The sequence below is a fragment of the Pseudorhodoplanes sp. genome, from assembly GCF_046289595.1.
In the GTDB taxonomy this organism is placed as follows: Bacteria; Pseudomonadota; Alphaproteobacteria; order Rhizobiales; family Xanthobacteraceae; genus Pseudorhodoplanes.
Window position 1 is genome coordinate 13,450 of sequence record NZ_JBKBVB010000053.1, and the last position, 17,729, is coordinate 31,178.

Annotated in this window: 15 protein-coding genes; 9 read left to right on the forward strand and 6 right to left on the reverse strand. The window is 64.0% G+C overall.

The features are described 5' to 3' along the window. Positions 1-11: 11 nt before the first annotated feature. Complete coding sequence (locus ACK41X_RS12700; RefSeq protein WP_409723587.1) at positions 12-464, reverse strand: (2Fe-2S)-binding protein; 453 nt, start codon at positions 462-464, stop codon at positions 12-14. A gap of 575 nt (positions 465-1,039) precedes the next feature. On the opposite strand from ACK41X_RS12700, the gene ACK41X_RS12705 reads away from it, so the two are divergent. The 5 genes from ACK41X_RS12705 to ACK41X_RS12725 all read left to right on the forward strand — a co-directional run bounded on the left by ACK41X_RS12705 (position 1,040) and on the right by ACK41X_RS12725 (position 8,230). After that, the gene (locus tag ACK41X_RS12705; protein ID WP_409723590.1) at positions 1,040-2,095 is read left to right on the forward strand and encodes a patatin-like phospholipase family protein; all 1,056 of its coding nucleotides are present in this window, start codon (positions 1,040-1,042) and stop codon (positions 2,093-2,095) included. Positions 2,096-2,097: 2 nt separating this feature from the next. After that, positions 2,098-3,552, forward strand: coding sequence for a GntP family permease (locus ACK41X_RS12710; protein WP_409723632.1), 1,455 nt, complete (start codon positions 2,098-2,100; stop codon positions 3,550-3,552). A 142-nt stretch (positions 3,553-3,694) separates the two neighbouring features. Next, on the forward strand, positions 3,695-4,819 hold the full coding sequence (locus tag ACK41X_RS12715; protein ID WP_409723593.1) for an efflux RND transporter periplasmic adaptor subunit: 1,125 nt from the start codon (positions 3,695-3,697) through the stop codon (positions 4,817-4,819). Next, entirely contained in the window at positions 4,816-7,878 is a 3,063-nt protein-coding gene (locus tag ACK41X_RS12720; protein WP_409723596.1) for an efflux RND transporter permease subunit, read from the forward strand. Before ACK41X_RS12715 ends, ACK41X_RS12720 begins: the two co-directional genes overlap by 4 nt. 100 nt (positions 7,879-7,978) lie before the next feature. Next, on the forward strand, positions 7,979-8,230 hold the full coding sequence (locus ACK41X_RS12725) for a hypothetical protein (RefSeq protein WP_409723598.1): 252 nt from the start codon (positions 7,979-7,981) through the stop codon (positions 8,228-8,230). A 44-nt stretch (positions 8,231-8,274) separates the two neighbouring features. On the opposite strand, the gene ACK41X_RS12730 is transcribed toward ACK41X_RS12725, so the two are convergent. Next, the gene (locus ACK41X_RS12730) at positions 8,275-8,931 is read right to left on the reverse strand and encodes a thioesterase domain-containing protein (protein WP_409723601.1); all 657 of its coding nucleotides are present in this window, start codon (positions 8,929-8,931) and stop codon (positions 8,275-8,277) included. 264 nt (positions 8,932-9,195) lie between these two features. On the opposite strand from ACK41X_RS12730, the gene ACK41X_RS12735 reads away from it, so the two are divergent. After that, entirely contained in the window at positions 9,196-10,263 is a 1,068-nt protein-coding gene (locus ACK41X_RS12735; RefSeq protein WP_409723604.1) for an AI-2E family transporter, read from the forward strand. A 6-nt stretch (positions 10,264-10,269) separates the two neighbouring features. On the opposite strand, the gene ACK41X_RS12740 is transcribed toward ACK41X_RS12735, so the two are convergent. The 4 genes from ACK41X_RS12740 to ACK41X_RS12755 all read right to left on the reverse strand — a co-directional run bounded on the left by ACK41X_RS12740 (position 10,270) and on the right by ACK41X_RS12755 (position 15,027). Beyond that, the gene (locus ACK41X_RS12740) at positions 10,270-11,262 is read right to left on the reverse strand and encodes a DUF4105 domain-containing protein (RefSeq protein WP_409723607.1); all 993 of its coding nucleotides are present in this window, start codon (positions 11,260-11,262) and stop codon (positions 10,270-10,272) included. Positions 11,263-11,448: 186 nt separating this feature from the next. Further along, on the reverse strand, positions 11,449-12,834 hold the full coding sequence (locus ACK41X_RS12745; protein ID WP_409723610.1) for an MmgE/PrpD family protein: 1,386 nt from the start codon (positions 12,832-12,834) through the stop codon (positions 11,449-11,451). Positions 12,835-12,863: 29 nt separating this feature from the next. Continuing rightward, positions 12,864-13,784: an HpcH/HpaI aldolase/citrate lyase family protein gene (locus tag ACK41X_RS12750; RefSeq protein WP_409723613.1), complete on the reverse strand. Its 921-nt coding sequence runs from the start codon at positions 13,782-13,784 to the stop codon at positions 12,864-12,866. A gap of 10 nt (positions 13,785-13,794) precedes the next feature. Then, positions 13,795-15,027 (reverse strand): CaiB/BaiF CoA transferase family protein, encoded by a 1,233-nt coding sequence (locus tag ACK41X_RS12755; protein WP_409723616.1) that lies wholly within the window; start codon positions 15,025-15,027, stop codon positions 13,795-13,797. A 219-nt stretch (positions 15,028-15,246) separates the two neighbouring features. Here ACK41X_RS12755 and ACK41X_RS12760 point away from each other — a divergent pair, with 219 nt between their 5' ends. The 3 genes from ACK41X_RS12760 to ACK41X_RS12770 are packed head-to-tail and all read left to right on the forward strand — an operon-like array spanning position 15,247 to position 17,632. Next, the gene (locus ACK41X_RS12760; RefSeq protein WP_409723618.1) at positions 15,247-15,981 is read left to right on the forward strand and encodes a GntR family transcriptional regulator; all 735 of its coding nucleotides are present in this window, start codon (positions 15,247-15,249) and stop codon (positions 15,979-15,981) included. After that, on the forward strand, positions 15,978-16,484 hold the full coding sequence (locus tag ACK41X_RS12765) for a MaoC family dehydratase (protein ID WP_409723621.1): 507 nt from the start codon (positions 15,978-15,980) through the stop codon (positions 16,482-16,484). Before ACK41X_RS12760 ends, ACK41X_RS12765 begins: the two co-directional genes overlap by 4 nt. Then, positions 16,481-17,632 carry an acyl-CoA dehydrogenase family protein gene (locus tag ACK41X_RS12770; RefSeq protein ID WP_409723623.1) on the forward strand — a complete coding sequence of 384 codons (1,152 nt, stop codon included), beginning with the start codon at positions 16,481-16,483 and terminating at the stop codon, positions 17,630-17,632. Before ACK41X_RS12765 ends, ACK41X_RS12770 begins: the two co-directional genes overlap by 4 nt. Positions 17,633-17,729 lie beyond the last annotated feature (97 nt).

The window sequence follows — 17,729 nt, forward strand, 5'->3', positions numbered from 1 at the left end:
GGTTGCCTCCCTCACGCCTTCGCCGCAGCGTGGATCGCCGCGCGCACCTGCTGGTAAGTCCCGCAGCGGCAGATATTGGTCATCTCGCGATCAATGTCGGCGTCGGTCGGCTTTGGATTGTTCTTCAGCAATTCCACCGCCGCCATGATCTGGCCCGACTGGCAATAGCCGCATTGCGGCACGTCGTGGTCGATCCAGGCCTGCTGCACCTTGTGCAGCGTGCCATTCTGCGCGAGCCCCTCGATTGTCGTGATCGACTTGCCTTCGACTTCGCCGACCGGAAGGCTGCAGGAACGGACCGCGCCCATCCCCTCGACATGCACGGTGCAGGCGCCGCATTGTGCAATGCCGCATCCATATTTGGTGCCGGTCAGACCGGCATTTTCGCGTATCGCCCAGAGAAGCGGCGTTGTGGGATCGACATCAAGATCGCGCGTCTGCCCGTTAATGGTCAGTCGAGGCATCAACTCCTCCCTATATGTCCAGGCGGCTTACGGCCGCGCTGAGGCGCGCAGTATAGTCAGTTTCGATTTTGTCAAAAGAGAAACAAAACAAGCGCCTGCCTGGAATAATCGCGCTCGCGCGGTGTCGCAGGCCAAAGCTTCCGCGGAAGGATTGCCGCAACCGGCGCGAATGATTTCCGTGCATGAAATGCGGACGCATTGGCCAGCCGGCACAAGCGCACCACGTGCAGATCGCGACGGCGTACCTTCGCACACCATCTCCGATAGCCCGCTCGCACCGAGACGGTGATGGCCGATCCGGTTGCATAATCGGAACGGGCCGATCCGGCAGCACACACGGGCATTGGAGCAGGCTGCGGTCGATCAGGCATGGCCCGCCGAAGGTCTGCGGCCCGGCGCCGTCACACCGGATCGTGATTACCGCACTGCGGAACCGGCGGGTACAGAAGTTCCCGAAAGAGCGCGACCCGTTCTTGATCAGTGCCGTCTCTGGGACATCGAGCAGGATTTGATCCGTCTCAAAACCACAATCTACGCATGGTAATATTGGGTTCCGGCATATTCCGACGGCTTCAATGAACGATCATCCCGCATCCTCCGATCCCTCCGCCAGCCGCGATCCCGTGATGGTCGACCTTGCGTTGCAGGGCGGTGGTTCGCATGGCGCTTTCGCCTGGGGCGTGCTGGACCGGCTCCTGGAGGAGCACTGGCTCAAAATCGAAGGCGTTTCCGGCACATCCGCCGGGGCAATGAACGCCGCCCTCCTCGCGGATGGCTTCGCCGCAGACGGTGCCGAGGGGGCCCGCAAGGCGCTCGATACCTACTGGCGGCAGGTCGCCAAGGCGGCGCGCTTCAGCCCCTTTCAGCGGGGACCGGTCGACCGGCTGCTCGGCCGGTGGTCGCTCGACCATTCGCCGATGTTTGTCTTTATGGACATGATGTCGCGGCTCTATTCGCCCTACGACCTCAATCCGCGCGGCTTCAACGCGCTTGCTCCGATCCTCGCCGAGCAGATCGATTTCGAACGGCTGCGCAGCTCCCCGATCAAGGTTTTCATCACGGCGACCAATGTCCGCACCGGGCGGCCGCGCATTTTCCGCAACGCCGACATCACGGCGGAGGTGCTGCTGGCATCGGCGGCGCTGCCCACCATCTTCCAGGCCGTCGAAATCGACGGCGAGGCCTATTGGGACGGCGGCTATTCCGGCAATCCGACCATGGCGCCGCTGGTCAACGAACTCGTCTCCGACGACACCATTCTGATCCCGATCAATCCGGTCGAGCGGCCGGGCACGCCGAAGACCGCGCATGACATCCTCAACCGCCTGAACGAAATCTCGTTCAACGCCGTCCTCATCAAGGAATTGAAGATGATGGCGCTGCTGCGCCGGGTCGCCAATGTCGAGACCGGCGAAGGTGCGGCCTGGGGCCGGATGCGCATGCACATGGTGCGCAACCGCATCATGGACAAGCTCGGTGCGTCCTCCAAGCTGAATGCCGAGTGGGACTTCATCAGCATGCTGTTCGAGGAAGGCCGCAAGGCGGGCGACGAATTCCTCGCCCAGCATGCCGACGACATCGGCAAACGATCTACGCTCGAGATCGACCGGCTGCTGGCGGAGATGCAGTGAGCATGGGCCTTGTCGGCATCCTGGTCGGCCTCGCCGGTCTCATCTTCTTCGCCTATCGCGGCTCCAGCATCCTCATTCTCGCGCCCATCGCCGCGCTGATCGCGGCGGCCTTCGCGGGTTATCCGCTGCTGGCGAGCTGGACCCAGACCTTCATGACCAATGCGGCCGGCTTCGTTGCGCAGTTCTTCCCGATCTTCCTGCTCGGCGCCCTGTTCGGCAAGCTGATGGAGGATTCCGGCTCGGTGACCTCCATCGCAAATACCATGGTGAGGAAACTCGGCGCGCAGCGTGCGATCCTTGCGGTGGTGCTGGCGGGCGCGATCGTCACCTATGGCGGCGTCAGCCTGTTCGTTGCGTTCTTCGTCATCGCCCCGATGGGCATGGCGCTGTTCAGCCAGGCCGGCGTGCCGCGCCGCCTGATGCCGGCTGCGATCATGCTCGGCACGTCGACCTTCACCATGTCGGCGATGCCCGGAACGCCGGCGATCCAGAACGCGATTCCGATGCCGTTCTTCGGCACCACGCCATTCGCGGCGCCCGGCCTTGGCATCATCGCCTCGCTGATCATGTTCGGCTTCGGGGTGTGGTGGCTGCAACGCGCGGAAGCCAGGGCGCGCGTGGCCGGCGAGGGCTTCGGGCCGATCGCCGACCATGCCGCGGATCGCGCGGCCGACGATCCGATCGTGCGCGAACGGGCTACCACGGCGCGCGAATTCGATCCGGCCGAAATCCACAAGAGTCCCGAAGCGCCGAGCGGTCCGCCGATCGCGCTTGCGGCGCTGCCGCTTGTCGTGGTGATCGCGGTCAATCTTGCGATGTCCTTTTTTATCCTGCCGCGGATGGACGTTGCTTTTCTCGCCGAACCGCAATGGGGGTCGACCAGCCTGTCGGCGGTCGGCGGGCTGTGGTCGGTGATGGTCGCACTGGTATGCGCCATCATCACAGTGATCGCCATCAACTTCCGGAGCGTTCCGCAATTGCGCGCGACCATGACCGCCGGCGCAAACGCATCGGTGCTGCCGATCGTGTCCGTTGCGAGCCTCGTCGGCTTCGGCGCGGTGGTGGCATCGCTTCCGGCCTTCGCCGTGGTCCGCGACTGGGTGCTCGGGATCGAAGGCGGCCCGCTGGTCTCGCTTGCGATCGCCACCAACGTGCTTGCCGCGCTGACCGGCTCGGCTTCCGGCGGCCTCACCATTGCGCTCGACGCGCTCGGACCGAGCTACATGAAGCTTGCCGCCGAGACCGGGCTCAATCCCGAGCTGATGCACCGCGTCGCCGTGATCGGCGCCGGCACGCTCGACTCGCTGCCGCATAACGGTGCGGTGGTCACTTTGCTCGCGGTCTGCGGCTGCACCCATCGCGAGAGCTATTTCGATATCGTGATGGCGGCGATCGTCAGCGCGCTGATCGCGCTTGCTGCCGTGATCGTGCTCGGTTCGCAGTTCGGATCGTTCTGATGGGTTTGGGGCAGCAGAGCGGTACGATGATGCGATGGCCCGCGTCAGCAAGGCCGTCAAGTCAAGCCTTGGAACCCACGGCGATTGCTGCCACGCTTGTTCCATCGACGATGGACCATCTGACTATAACCCGGGGTATAAGATGCGGCCCGTCAGTTTCTTCACCCTCGCCTTGCGCAAGCGCAGGGCCTCGATTGCGCTGATCCTCGTCGTTCCCTGCCTTCTGGCTGCGTGCTCGCGTGAGGAGGAAAAATCCGAGCCGGAAATCCGGCCGGTGCGCGCGCTCAAGGTGGAGCGCCGAGATACCGGCGTCCCGGTGACGCTGACCGGGCGCATCGCCGCCGAGGACGAGGTATCGCTCGCCTTTCGCATCTCCGGCAGGCTCATCAAGATGGACGTCAATGTCGGCGACCGGCTGACGCCAGGGCAGGTCGTCGCCCAGCTCGACTCGGTGAACGAGCAGAATGCCTTGCGCGCCGCCAGAGCCAATCTCACCGCCGCGCAGGGCCAACTGACCCAGGCCCGCAATCACTTCGAACGCCAGGACACGCTGCTCAAGCAGGGCTGGACCACGCGTGTCAATCACGACCAGGCCGTGCAGGCATTGCAGACCGCGGAATCCCAGGTCGAGGCCGCGGAGGCCCAGCTCAAGACCGCGCAGGATCAGGTGGGCTTCACCGATCTCAAAGCCGACGCGCCAGGCGTCGTGACCGAGATCGGCCCGCGCGCCGGCGAGGTGGTGCAGGTCGGCCAGATGATTGCCCGGGTTGCGCGGCAGGATGGGCGCGACGCCGTGTTCGACGTGCCCGCCCAACTGATCCGCGCCGCACCGAGCGACCCGCTGATTACCGTGACGCTGAGCGACGATCCCAACGTGGTCGCAGAGGGCCGCGTACGGGAAGTCGCGCCGCAGGCCAACCCCGTCACCCGCACCTTCGAAGTCAAGGTCGGACTGACCAATCCGCCGGCGGCGATGCGGCTTGGCGCCACCGTGGTCGGACGCATGGACTTGGCGGCCGTGTCGGTGTTCGAGATCCCGGCCAGCGCATTGACGCGCTCGAACCAGCAGCCGTCGGTCTGGATCGTCGACCCGAAGACCAACACGGTCGCGCTGCGTAACGTCGACGTGGTGCGCTTCGATCAGAATCAGGCCTCGGTCGGATACGGACTGGAAAATGGCGACATCGTCGTGACCGCGGGCGTGCAGGCCTTGCATCCGGGTCAACAGGTCCGCCTGCTCGGAATGAACCCGAGTACCAAGCCATGAGCTTCAATCTGTCCGAGTGGGCGCTCAAGAACCGTTCGATCACCATCTATCTGATGATCATCGCGGTGCTGGCCGGAGTTGGCGCGTATCATAGGCTTGGCCGCGCCGAAGATCCGACCTTCATCATCAAGACCATGGTGGTGTCCGCGGCATGGCCCGGCGCCACCGTGGAAGAAACGCTGAAGCAGGTCACCGAGCGGCTCGAGCGCAAGCTACAGGAAACCCCGCATCTCGATTTTCTGCGCAGCTTCACCCGCGCCGGCGTCACCACCATTTTCGTCAACCTGAAGGGCTCGACCACGGCGCAGCAGGTCCCGGACGTCTGGTATCATGTTCGCAAGAGCATCGGCGACATCCGCCACACGCTTCCGGCCGGGGTTATCGGTCCGGCCTTCAACGACGATTTCGGCGACACCTTCGGCATCATCTACGGCTTCACCGCGGATGGATTCACGCAACGCGAGCTGCGCGACTATGTCGAAAAGGTGAGGTCCGAACTCCTGCATGTCGCCGACGTTTCCAAGATCGAGATCCTGGGTGCGCAGGACGAGCGAATCTTCGTCGAGTTCTCCACCCAGGATCTGGCCAATCTTGGCCTGGACCGCTCGCAACTGATCGCGGCCCTGCAGGCGCAGAACGTCGTGCAGCCGGCGGGCGCGGTGCAGACCGAGGCCGAGACGCTGCAGCTTCGCGTCTCGGGCGCCTTCCAGTCCGAGGAGGACGTCCGCAACATCAATTTCGTAGTCGGCGGGCGCGTGTTGCGGCTGGCCGACATTGCCAACGTCCGGCGCGGCTATGCCGATCCGCCGCAGCCGATGTTCCGGGTTAACGGCGAACCTGCCATCGGGCTTGCGATCGCAATGCGCGACGGCGGCGACATCCTCGCGCTCGGCAAGAACCTCTCCAGAGCGATGAGCCGTCTGAGCGCCGATCTGCCGATCGGCGTCGAGCCGAAGCTCGTGGCCGACCAGGCGGTGACGGTCGAGAGCGCGATCTCGGAATTCATGACCTCGCTGTGGCAGGCGGTCGCCATCATCCTGTTTGTGAGTTTCATCAGCCTCGGCGTGAGGCCGGGCCTCGTGATCGCGACCGCGATCCCGCTGACGCTTGCCGTCGTGTTCTCGGTGATGGAAATCGTCGATATCGACATGCAGCGCATCTCGCTTGGCGCGCTGATCATCGCGCTGGCGCTGATGGTCGACGACGCCATGACCACGACCGACGCCATGCTGACGCGGTTGGCGGCTGGCGATACCAAGGAGCAAGCCGCGACATTCGCGTTCCGGACCTATGCCTTCGCGATGCTGGCCGGCACGCTGGTGACGATTGCAGGCTTCGTTCCGGTCGGCTTTGCCGCAAGTTCGGCGGGCGAATATACCTTCTCGCTGTTCGCGGTGGTCGCCATTGCCCTGGTCGTGTCGTGGTTCGTCGCGGTGCTGTTCGCACCGTTGCTCGGGCTGGTCATCCTGACGACGCCCAAGGCCGGGGCAAGCTCCGAGCCCGGCTTTGTGTTTCGTACCTACCGGGCATTCCTGACCGGCGCCATCCGGGCGCGATACCTGACGATCGCTCTCACCATCGCCATGTTCGTGGCGGCCTTCCTCGCCATGCCGCTGATCCCGCGGCAATTCTTCCCGTCATCCGACCGGCCGGAGCTTTTGGTCGATCTCAGTCTGCCGCAGAACGCCTCGATCTACGCGAGCGAGGAGATCGCCAAGCGCTTTGACGAGGCGCTGAAGAACGACGCCGATCTCCAACGCTGGAGTACCTATGTCGGCCGCGGCGCCATCCGTTTTTATCTGCCGCTCAATGTTCAGCTTCCCAACAATTTCTTCGCTCAGGCGGTGCTAGTGGCGAAGGACGTTCCGGCGCGCGAACGCTTGAAGGTCAAGCTCGAAAAGCTGCTGGCCGAGGAATTCCCGAGCGTGGTGGCCCGAGTCTATCCGCTTGAACTCGGCCCGCCGGTCGGCTGGCCGGTCCAGTACCGCATCAGCGGGCCGGATATCTCCAAAGTGCGCGGATATGCGCTCGAACTCGGCGAGCTGATCGCAAAGAACCCGCAGACCGTGAACATCAACTACGACTGGATGGAGCCGGCGCGCCAGCTCCGGATCCGGATCGACCAGGACGAGGCGCGGCTGCTGGGCTTGAGCTCGCAGGCACTGGCCAACACGCTGAATACCGTGATTTCGGGTGTCTCCGTCACCCAGGTGCGCGACGACATCTATCTTGTCGATGTGGTGGTGCGCGCCACCGAGGATCAGCGGGTGTCGATCGAGACGCTGCGCAATACCGCAATTCCGCTGCCGGGCGGACGCACCGTGCCGCTCAGCCAGTTCGCCACCTTCGAATACGATCAGGAATACCCGCTGGTCTGGCGGCGCGACCGGCTGCCGACACTCACCGTCCATGCCGATCTGCGGCCGGGCATTCTGCCGGACACGGTGGTATCGGCGCTGACGCCGGAGGTCACGGCGTTTTCCAGATCGCTGCCGGCCGGGTATCAGCTGGCGGTCGGCGGGACCGTCGAGGAGAGCGCGAAATCGCAAGCCTCGGTGCTCGCGGTCGTTCCGGCGATGCTGCTCATCATGCTGACGGTGCTGATCTTCCAGCTGCGCAGCTTCCAGAAACTGTTCATCGTCCTGAGCGTCGCTCCGCTCGGGCTGATCGGCGTGGTGCTGGCGCTGCTCACGTTCAACCGTCCGCTCGGCTTTGTCGCCATTCTCGGCGTGCTTGCGCTGCTCGGGATGATCACCAAGAATGCCGTGATCCTGCTCGGTCAGATCGACGCCGAGCGCGAAGCCGGCAAGGATATTCTCACCGCGGTGATCGATGCCTCCAGTGCGCGTTTCCGTCCGATCATGCTGACCGCAATCTCGACCGTGTTCGGCATGATCCCGATTGCGCCCACCGTCTTCTGGGGGCCGATGGCCTTCGCCATCATGGGCGGGCTCCTTGTCGCCACCATTCTGACGCTGATTTTCCTGCCGACACTTTACGTGACATGGTTCAGCCTGACCGAAAAGCGCGGCGATAAGCCGGCAGCAAAGCCTGTGTGATCGGGACCGTCATGCGAAAGATCGCTTCGACACTCGTTATGCTCGCCTTCGTACCCGGACTTGTCGCGATCGCCCCCGCTGCAAGGGAGCCGGGCCCGCGATGCGTGATGCGGAAATCTCGGCGCAGCGCAGGGCGCAGCAGCCCCTGGTGCCGCGCTCGCAAGCGCGGCGGCAGGCCGATCGCGCGGCCGCGCAGCGTGTTTATGTGCCGGGACACTGGGCATGGGACCGCCGCAAGGGCCAGTATTCCTGGGTCGCGGGCCGCTGGGAGCGCTACGATCCGAAACATGCTTTTGTCGGAACCGGCCTGCATTTCCGCAACGGACAATGGAGCTTCGGCCCCACGCGTTGAACCGCCAAGGCCCGCGCCGGGCCGCGCATCAGCGCGCGGTCACATCAGCGCGCGGTCACCTGCAGGATGCGGCCGATGACAATGTCCTGCAGACGCCGCGACTGATCGATGTTGCGGTGATTGAGGCCGGGACTGGTGGTGAGGTTGATGTTCACCTTTTCCTTCTGACGCGAAGCCGGAAACTTCGCGCGGCGCCCGACACCGTTATTCTGATAGAAATTGGCGAAGTAGCGTACATTATCGGGCACGGTGAAGGTCTGCGTCGGATCGAAGGTCGCAAGATAGATCACCGGTACGCCCTTGCCGCGCAACCGGCGCGCCATCTGAAATGCGTTATTGGCGCCAAGTGAATGACCGACCAGGATGACCGGCGCAGTGTTTCCGCCCCGGTAATTCGCCGCAATGGTGTCAGCGGCATTCTGCCAGCGGCGATGCCCGATCACCTGCGGCGAAAAGCCTTGGGCCCGGACTTTGGCCGCCATCTCGTCCATACCGCGCGAGAACACATGCGCGAGGCCGCGGATGAAATAGATTTGAGCATCGGTATTATGCCCGGTCCGAGCCTGCGCCGGTATAATCTCGCGGCGCAGCTCCGGCGCTGTGGTGACGGGCGGCATCGCCCATGCCGGGCCGCCCATCGCAAGCAGTACGACTGCGCGCGCAGTCATCCGCGCGAGGTTGATTGCCGCCGTGATGTCCATGCGCGTATCCGATCGGTCCGATCGATAGTGGCAACATACTTCGTTGCTGCTTTCAACAAGGAAATGCGGTCCGGAAGCGTAAGCCGGTCGCGTCGCGCCTGCACGCACGCGAGCCGCCTCGGTTAAAATGTGTCATGGCGGTTGCAGCGATGTTGCCCGAGCTGTTGGTCATCACTACAAACGGACGGCGCCTTGCGCGGGCGGCATGGCCAAACCATGCCCGAGCAGGCGGCTGCGACCGGACCTCTTTGGCATGACAACGGCATGACGCAGCCTTTCAGACCCAGCGCGCTCGCCCGGCACCTTCCGGCCTATGCCGGCATTCTCGCCGCGGTCGTGCTTGCGGCTTCGCTTTATTTCGCCGCCAGCGTGTTCACGCCTGTCGCCTGCGCGCTGTTCATCATCGCGCTGGTCTGGCCGCTTCAGGAGTTCTTGCAGCAGCGCATGCCGCGCCTCGCCGCACTCGCCGTCGTGATGTGCGTGATCATCGTGGTATTCATGGGCTTTGCCTCGACCGTAGTCTGGGGCTTCAGCAATATCGTACGGGCGATCGTGTCCGAAGCGCCGCGCTTTCAGACCCTGTATGAACAGGCCGCTGACTGGCTGAAGGGTCACGGCATCGTCATCGCCGGCTTCTGGGCAGAACATTTCGATTTGCGCTGGCTGGTCGGCACGCTGCAGAGCATCACCGGGCGGGTCAACACGACGGTCACCTTCTGGCTGGTGGTTGCAGTCTATGTGATCCTCGGCCTGCTCGAAGTGCCGAGTATCGGCAGTAAAATAAAAGCGCTGACGAGTCCCATCGCGGCACGGGTTTTGATCGAGGGCAGCCGCACCGCCGCCGAGCGGTTCCGCCGCTACATGATGATCCGAACCGCGATGAGTCTTGCCACCGGGGTCACGGTCTGGGCGCTTGCGGCTTTGGCCGGTCTCGACCTGGCGCCGGAATGGGGCATTCTCGCCTTTGCACTCAATTACATTCCCTATATCGGACCGTTCATCGCGACGGTGTTCCCGACGTTCTACGCATTGGCGCAGTTCGAATCCTGGCAGGCCGCCTTGTTCGTGTTCGCCTGCCTCAATGTCATTCAATTCGTCATCGGCAGCTATGTCGAACCGCGGGTTTCCGGCAGCGCGCTGTCGATCTCGCCGTTCCTGGTCCTGCTTTCGGTTTTCTTCTGGACCTGGATGTGGGGTGTGTTCGGCGCCTTTATCGGCGTACCCATTACGATCGCGATGCTGACCTTCTGTGCGCAGCACCCGGGGACGCACTGGATTTCCGAATTGCTCGGTGACCCCGACGCGGAGCCGAAGCCGCCGCCGGTGGCCTGAGCGACGTCAGCGCGGGACCGGAAGGCCTTCGCGGATGCGTTCGGAAAAATCCGGTCCGTCTCCCGCCGCCTGTGCGGCGCCGTTGATCAGCGAAAGCCTGCGCAATTCCGGGAATGGCAGCGACGTGTCGACACGGCCCGAGTAATACAGATAGCTGTCGATCCAGCCGTTCAGCACGTGGCGGATATTGAGCCGCCCCTCGCGCCCGGCGGCATTGGCATAGCGGATGATGTTGATGGTGCAGCTGTTGCTGAGCAGATGATACCATTCCGGACGATCGGCCAGCTGGTTGATCCGTTCCAGATAGACCGTCAGCAGCTTGCGCGCGTCCGCCAGCGATGTGTTGAGACGGTAGAGATAGGTCGTCTCGCCGCGATGATTGGTGCGCACGCCGACGACATCGCGCTCGCTGCCGACCACGTAGACCAGTTCGAACTGCTTGAACATCGAAGCCAGCGGATCGAACCCCTCACCGACTTCCGGGCGCGTCTCGATCGAGATCGCGAGCGGCGGCGCATTGTTGAAGATGAAGCTGAGGAACGTGTGTCCGACCGGACCCTCGCGCCAATAGGACACGTAAAAGTCGACACCCGTCAGGTCGGACAGCAGGATTTCCCGCTCTTCATAGCGGATGTCGAAATCGTTGCGGCTGCGATAGGTGAAGTCGCGCACATTGGTGATGCGGACCCGGTCGCCGTCGATGAAGACGCGCGGCATCGCCGCGACCTCCGGCCGCCACGGCCGGTCATGCGAGGCCGGGATCGCGATCCACCATGCTGCAACGGCCAGGAAGGCAGCGAAGAAGACATATGTCCTTCGCGGCCGGGACAGCACCAATGCCCACACCGCGAAAGCAGCGAACGCCACCGCCAAGACTGTGCGCGCCCATGGCCAGGGAAGATTGGAGTAATAGATCGCCAGGCTCGCCCATGCGATCAGCAGGAGCAGAAACAGCGCCCACAAGGCGGCACCCAGGCCCGCCATCGAGCGGCGGAGCAAGCCACGTCGTGCATATTGCGACCCGTTCTGAACACTGTCTGTCACGTGAGAACCATGCGCGGCGGCAAGACAGTTCGCAAACGAACGTCTCACGCTGCTTTGTCATGCCGCCGATTGTCGCCGGCGCCCCTGCCCGGCCTGTAGCATAGACGGAACCGCGATTGAACAGCGGAGATGGCGTGTGGTTTACGCCTTGGCCGCAAGCCGCATCATCGCGCCGATATCCGGCCGGATCTCGAGCGTCCCGATCACGTCGAGCAATTCATCGGCGCGCGCCGCGCCCAGCACCTCCCCGGCCAGCGCCCGGAACTTGCCCTGCAGCCGCGCGCCTTGCAACGCCAGATCGGTCTCGGGCTTGCCGGAATCGTGCTCGGCCTCGATCGTGCGGCCGCCCTTCGCAAACAACCGGATGCCGGTGCGGGTGATCGGGCGAATGTCGGCCAGTTGCACGTCGACCTTCTGCCGCGCCTGCGCAATGGAAGCTTCCGCCGCCGCTTCGTCGGTAAAGCTCGACAATGCGCTGGTATCGCGGCCGAGCATCGACAAGGCTGCAACGGTACGAAGACTGAACTTCATGGCGAGACCGGTATCCGGCTCGGCGATATTGCAGACGCTGTCGAGCGAGCGGTCGGCGGTGACGACGATGCGCTCGACCGCATCGGCGGACAGCCCTTCCGCCGCCATGGTTTCCGCGATCGCATTCGCGGCGGCATGGGTCATGTAGCAGGCGGCGTGATACTTGAAGAGATTCTGCCGCAGGAAAAAGCCGCCCGGCGGCTCGACGAAGGCCGCCTCTCCGTTGCACGCACCGGCATGGGTCGCGGCGAAGCCGTTGGCGCATTCGACCGACGCAGGCGCGCTGGTGAAACCGCGCGCCGCGAGCAGCGCTGCGAACAGGCCGTTGAACGCTCCCTTGCCGGCATGCAGCGGCTTGCAGTCGGTGCCGAACATCGCGCGGATGCCGGCCGCCTGCGCCGCGGCAATGCCGAGCGCGCGCTCCGTCCGCTCGGCATCGAGCCGCATGAGATGCGCGCAAGCCGCGGCAGCAGCAAACGTGCCGATCGTGCCGGTGCCGTGAAAACCGCTATCGTAATGCGTCGGCGCCATATACATGCCGATCCGCGCGCCGGCCTCGTATCCGGCGACGAAGGACTCCAGAACATCACGGCCCGGGCTTTTTCGCTTTTCCGCGAGCGCCAGCAGCGCCGGCAGGATCACCACGCTGGCATGCGCCGACATCGGCAAACTCACGTCGTCGTAATCGAGCGCATGCGCGGCCATGCCGTTGATGAGCGCCGCATCGAGCGCGGAGGTGCGGTGCGGCAAGCCGATCAGCGTCGCAGGGCCCTCGCCGTCGCGGCCGTCGAGCAGTTCTGCGGCAATCGCCTGCGATCCGCTTTCCCGCGTGCCGGCGAGCGTCACCGCCAGAAAGTCGGTTATGCATTGTTTCGCCAGCTGGACGATGTCGGCGGGATATTGCTCGATCCGGCGCCCGACCAGTTCGTCGACAAGCGCGCGCGTCACCGCATCCGGGCTGCCATCCTGCGCCTTCGATTTGACCACCTGCAACATCGGCTGGCTCCACGCTCTCTTTGATTGACTTACATCCCAAACAATTCGGCACGGTCCAGCGTATTCTTCAGAATGCGCAGCGAGGCAATATCGACCATCTGGCCGTCGATCTGTGCCGCGCCAAGCCCCTTGGCCTCCGCCTCCAGAAACGCATCGCGCAGCTTGCGGGCGCGCGCGACCTCCTCGGGCTTGGGCGAGAACACCTCAAGCGCGGGCTCGATCTGCGCCGGGTGGATCGCCCATTTGCCGACGAAGCCGAGCGCCAGCGCCTCGGTGGCCTCGCGCCGGTAGCCCTCGACGTCCTTGAAATTCGGAAACGGGCCGTCGATCGCGTCGATCTTCGCCGCCCGCGCCGCCATGCACAGGCGCGCCCGCGCATAATGCCAGATATCACCGGGATAGGGATTTGCGGCGCTGCCGACAAAACCGAGATCGATCCCCATGGCGGCGGACAGGTCGCCCATGCCGAGGATGAGCGATTCCACCCGCGGGCTCGCCTTGGCGATGGCTTCGACATTCTGCACGCCCTCGACCTCCTCGATCAGCACCTCGATGCCGATCTCGCGGTCGAGACCGATGGTGCGTTCGATCTGGCTGAGCAGCGTCGCCGCAAAGGAGATATCGGCAGGCGCGGTCACCTTGGTCATCATGATGGTATCGAGATGGGCGCCGGCGCCCTCCACCACCTCGATGATGTCGCGATAGGCATATTTGGTGGTCAGATCGTTGATGCGCACGCAGCGGGTCTTGCCGGTCCAGTCGAGCTGCTTCAGCGCCTTGACGATATTCCGGCGCGCGCCCTCCTTCGCACTCGGCGCGACCGCGTCTTCCAGATCGAGAAACACATGATCGGCGCGGCTTTGCGCCGCCTTCGCCATCATCTTCTCGCTCGAGCCCGGAACCGACAACTGAACGCGGCGCGGGCGGCGGGGGCGTGTGCTCTGCATCATCTCTTGCGTCCTATTGAACAATCTTGCGCCGGCGCAGCTCGGCGATTTCGTTGGCTGCGAGACCCGCGGCTCCGAGAATTGCGTCGGTGTGCTCTCCGAGCCGCGGCGGCCCCGACCAGATCGCACCCGGCGTTTCGGTGAACTTGATCGGCACGCCGGCCAGCTCCACCGGCGTCGCGGTCCCCGGATCGCACGTCTCCACGATCATGTTGCGCACGGCGAAATGCGGATCCTGCGCAATGTCGGAGATATCGTAGACCGGGCCGAACGGGATCTTGCCGCCGAACACCTCCAGCAATTCCTTCTTGCTGCGTGTCCGCGTGAAGCCTTCCACAATCTCGAACACGCGGGCGCGGTTCTTCGTGCGCAGCGCATTGGTCGAAAGCGTCGCGTCGGACAGGAGATCGTCGCGACCGATCAGGCGGCACAGCTTCTGCCACCATTCGTCGGTCGGCGCGCCGATGCTGACGAACCCGTCGGACGCGGAGAACAGGCCGAACGGCGTCAGGATCGGATGATGATTGCCTTCCGGCCGCGGCACCGCGCCGGCATAGCTGTGCTGATGCACGATGCGCTCGCAGACCGCCAGCACCACATCGAGCATGCAGATATCGACGAACTGGCCGCGGCCGGTCATTTTGGCGCGCAACAGCGCCGCCAGGATGCCGGTCGCCGCGAACGCGCCGGGCACGATATCGCCAAGGCCCGGTCCAACCTTGGTCGGCGTGTGCGGATCGGGGCCGGTGATTCCCATCAGGCCGCCCATCGCCTGGGCCACCACGTCGAAAGCCGGCCAGTCGACATAGGGGCTTTCGCCGGTGCGCGGATCGCCGAATCCGCGAATCGCGGCATAGACCAGCGCCGGATTCTCCTCGCGCAGCGATTCATAGGAGAGACCGAGGCGGTCCATCACCCGGGCGCGGTAATTCTCGACCACCACATCGGCATCGCGGACCAGCCGCCGCAACAGCGTCCGGCCGTCCTCGCTCTTGAGGTCGATGACAATGCTTTTCTTGTTGCGGTTGACCGAGGCGAAATAGCCGCCGGTTTGCCGCTCGGTATCGTCCGGCCGGTAGGGGCCGAGCTTGCGCGACGAATCCCCTTGCGGCGGCTCGACCTTGATGACCTCCGCGCCCTGGTCCGCCAGCATCTGGGTGCAGAACGGACCCGCCAGCATCTGGGTCAGATCGATGACCCGGATGCCCTCAAGGGCGCCGCCTCTGCTTTCGGTCTCTGGCCGCATCGTCGCCAATCGGTCATGTCTCTCAGGGCGAAGTCCCACCACTGATCCGGCAACCGGTCAAGCCAAATTGTACGGACAAACCGCGTTACGTGGAGTTGGAAGCTTCCGGCGGGGCTGCCGCGTGCCTATTCTTGACGAACGGGTTGCAACGCGCGTCCCGCCATGCCAACAAATGTCCGTACAATAACTTGTCTGTCTGTCCGCCAAGGATCCGCAGCTGTGTCATCCACCACGCTTTACCAGCAAATTCGGCGCACCCTGACCGACGAGATCATGTCGGGCCGCTATGCGGCGGGGGATAAGTTTCCGCCGGAGAACGAGCTCTGCGACCGGTTTGGCGTCAGCCGCCAGACCGTGCGCGAGGCGATCCGGGAACTGCAATCGCGCGGGTTGCTGAAGCGGCGGCGCGGGGCCGGCACCATCGTCTGCGGGCGGCAGGATCCGACACTTTTCGTCCAGGAGATCGACACCCTCGGGCGCCTGTTTGACGCCGCGCAGGACACCCGCCTCGAGCGTAAATCCGAGGGGCTGATCGTCATGCGCGAGAGCCTTGCCGGTCTTCTCGGCTGCGATCCCGGCGGCAGCTGGCTGCGCTTCGCAGGACTGCGCTGGCATGTCGCGCGCAACATCAAGCTGTGCTGGACCGAGATTTTCGTTGCCCGCAAATATGCCGATGTGCGCAAGCACGTCACCGAACAGACCGCCGGCATCTTCACGCTGCTGGAGAAGAATTTCGGCGTTGTGCCGGCCCGGCTCGAACAGGAGATCAGCGCGGTCGCGATCGACGACAAGCATGCGGCCCAACTCGATGCGAAGGCGGGAAGTCCGGGACTGTTCGTGCTGCGCCGCTATTTCGATCCGGCCGACGAACTCTACCAGATCGCGATCAGCCTCTATCCCGCCGACCGGTTCACCATGAAAACGCAGCTGCTGCGTCAGGCGGGCGGCGGATGAACGAGACGCCAACGGAAGCAGCTGCATTGCGCGAACGCGCGGTGCTGTGGCGCAAGGGGCATTCCTTCGAGGAATTCTCGCCCGGCCGTGTCTTCGTGCATCACTGGGGACGAACAATCACGCAGGCCGACAATACGGTCTTCACGACGCTGACGCTGCATTACAACCCGCGCTACTTCAATGCGGAATTCGCCCGCGCCGAGGGCCACCCGGATGCGGTGGTCTGTCCGATGCTGGTGTTCAACACAATTTTCGGGCTGAGCGTGCAGGATCTGAGCGAGGCCGGGGGCATGTTTCTCGGCATCGACGATCTGGCGTTTCACACCCCGGTCTATCCCGGCGATACGCTGACTGCGACCAGCGAAGTGCTTGAATGCCGCGAGTCCAGAAGCGACGCGCGCCACGGCATCGTCACCTGGCACACCCGCGGCTTCAATCAGCGCAAGGAGCCGGTGATCGAATTCAAGCGGACCAACCTCGTGCGTAAAGAACAGTTCCGATGACCTACATCACCGAAGAACGCCGCCTCATCATCGAGAGCGCGCGCGAATTCGCCATGCGCGAAGTGTTGCCCATTGCCAACAAGCTCGATCCGGAAAAGGCCGACATCCCGATGGCGCTTCGGGAAAAGATGGCGGAGATGGGATATTTCGGCATTTTGATCCCGGAGGAATATGGCGGGCTCGGGCTCGGCTGTTTCGAATATTGTCTGGTGGCGGAGGAATTGTCGAAGGCCTGGATGAGCGTCGCCTCCATCATGGCGCGCGCCAATGGTCTGGTCGGCATGCCGGTGATGACCGAGGAGCAGCGCCGCAACTATCTGCCGCGGATGGCGCGCGGCGACTTCATCGGCTGCGTTGCGATCTCCGAGCCCGATGTCGGCTCCGACGTTTCCGGCATCGCCTGCCGTGCGCGGCGCGACGGCGACTCTTGGGTCATCAACGGCAACAAATACTGGTGCACCTTTGCCGACGGCGCCGATTTCATGATCCTGATGGCACGCACCTCCGAGCCCGCCAACCCGAAGCGGCGGCATGAAGGCATTTCCTGCTTCATGTTCGAGAAGCCGCGCGGCAGCTTCCCGAAAGGCATGCAGGGCAACGCGATCCCGAAGATCGGCTATTTCGGCATGAAGACGTTCGAGCTGGCCTTCGACGATTTCCGCATCCCCGCGGAATCGCTGATGGGCGAGGAGGGCAAGGGCTTCTATCTGATCTCCAGCGAACTGGAGAAGGCGCGCGCCCATACTGCCGCGCGCGCGATCGGCTGCGCAACCGGCGCGCTCGACACTGCAATCGCCTATGCCAAGGAGCGGGTGCAGTTCGGCAAGCCGGTCTCGGACTTCCAGGGCATCCGCTTCAAGCTCGCGAGGATGGCGACCGAGATCGAGGCGGCGCGCCAGCTCATGTATTACGTCTGCGACTGCGTCGATACCGGCCGCCGCAGCGACAAGGAAGCCTCGATGGTGAAGTATCTCGCAAGCGAGATGGCCGAGCGCGTCACCTCCGACGCGCTGCAGGTGCTCGGCGGCGCAGGCTATACCCAGCTGCATCCGGTCGAGCGGTTCTGGCGCGACGCCCGGCTGACCAAGATTTTCGAGGGCACTTCGGAAATCCAGCTGCGCATCATCTCCGACCGCCTGCTGGCATAGGTGATGCCGTGAACGACCCTGCCCTGACCGGATCGCACAATTATTTCGAGGACTTCACACCCGGCCTTGTGATCCGCCACAGCCGGGGCAAGACAGT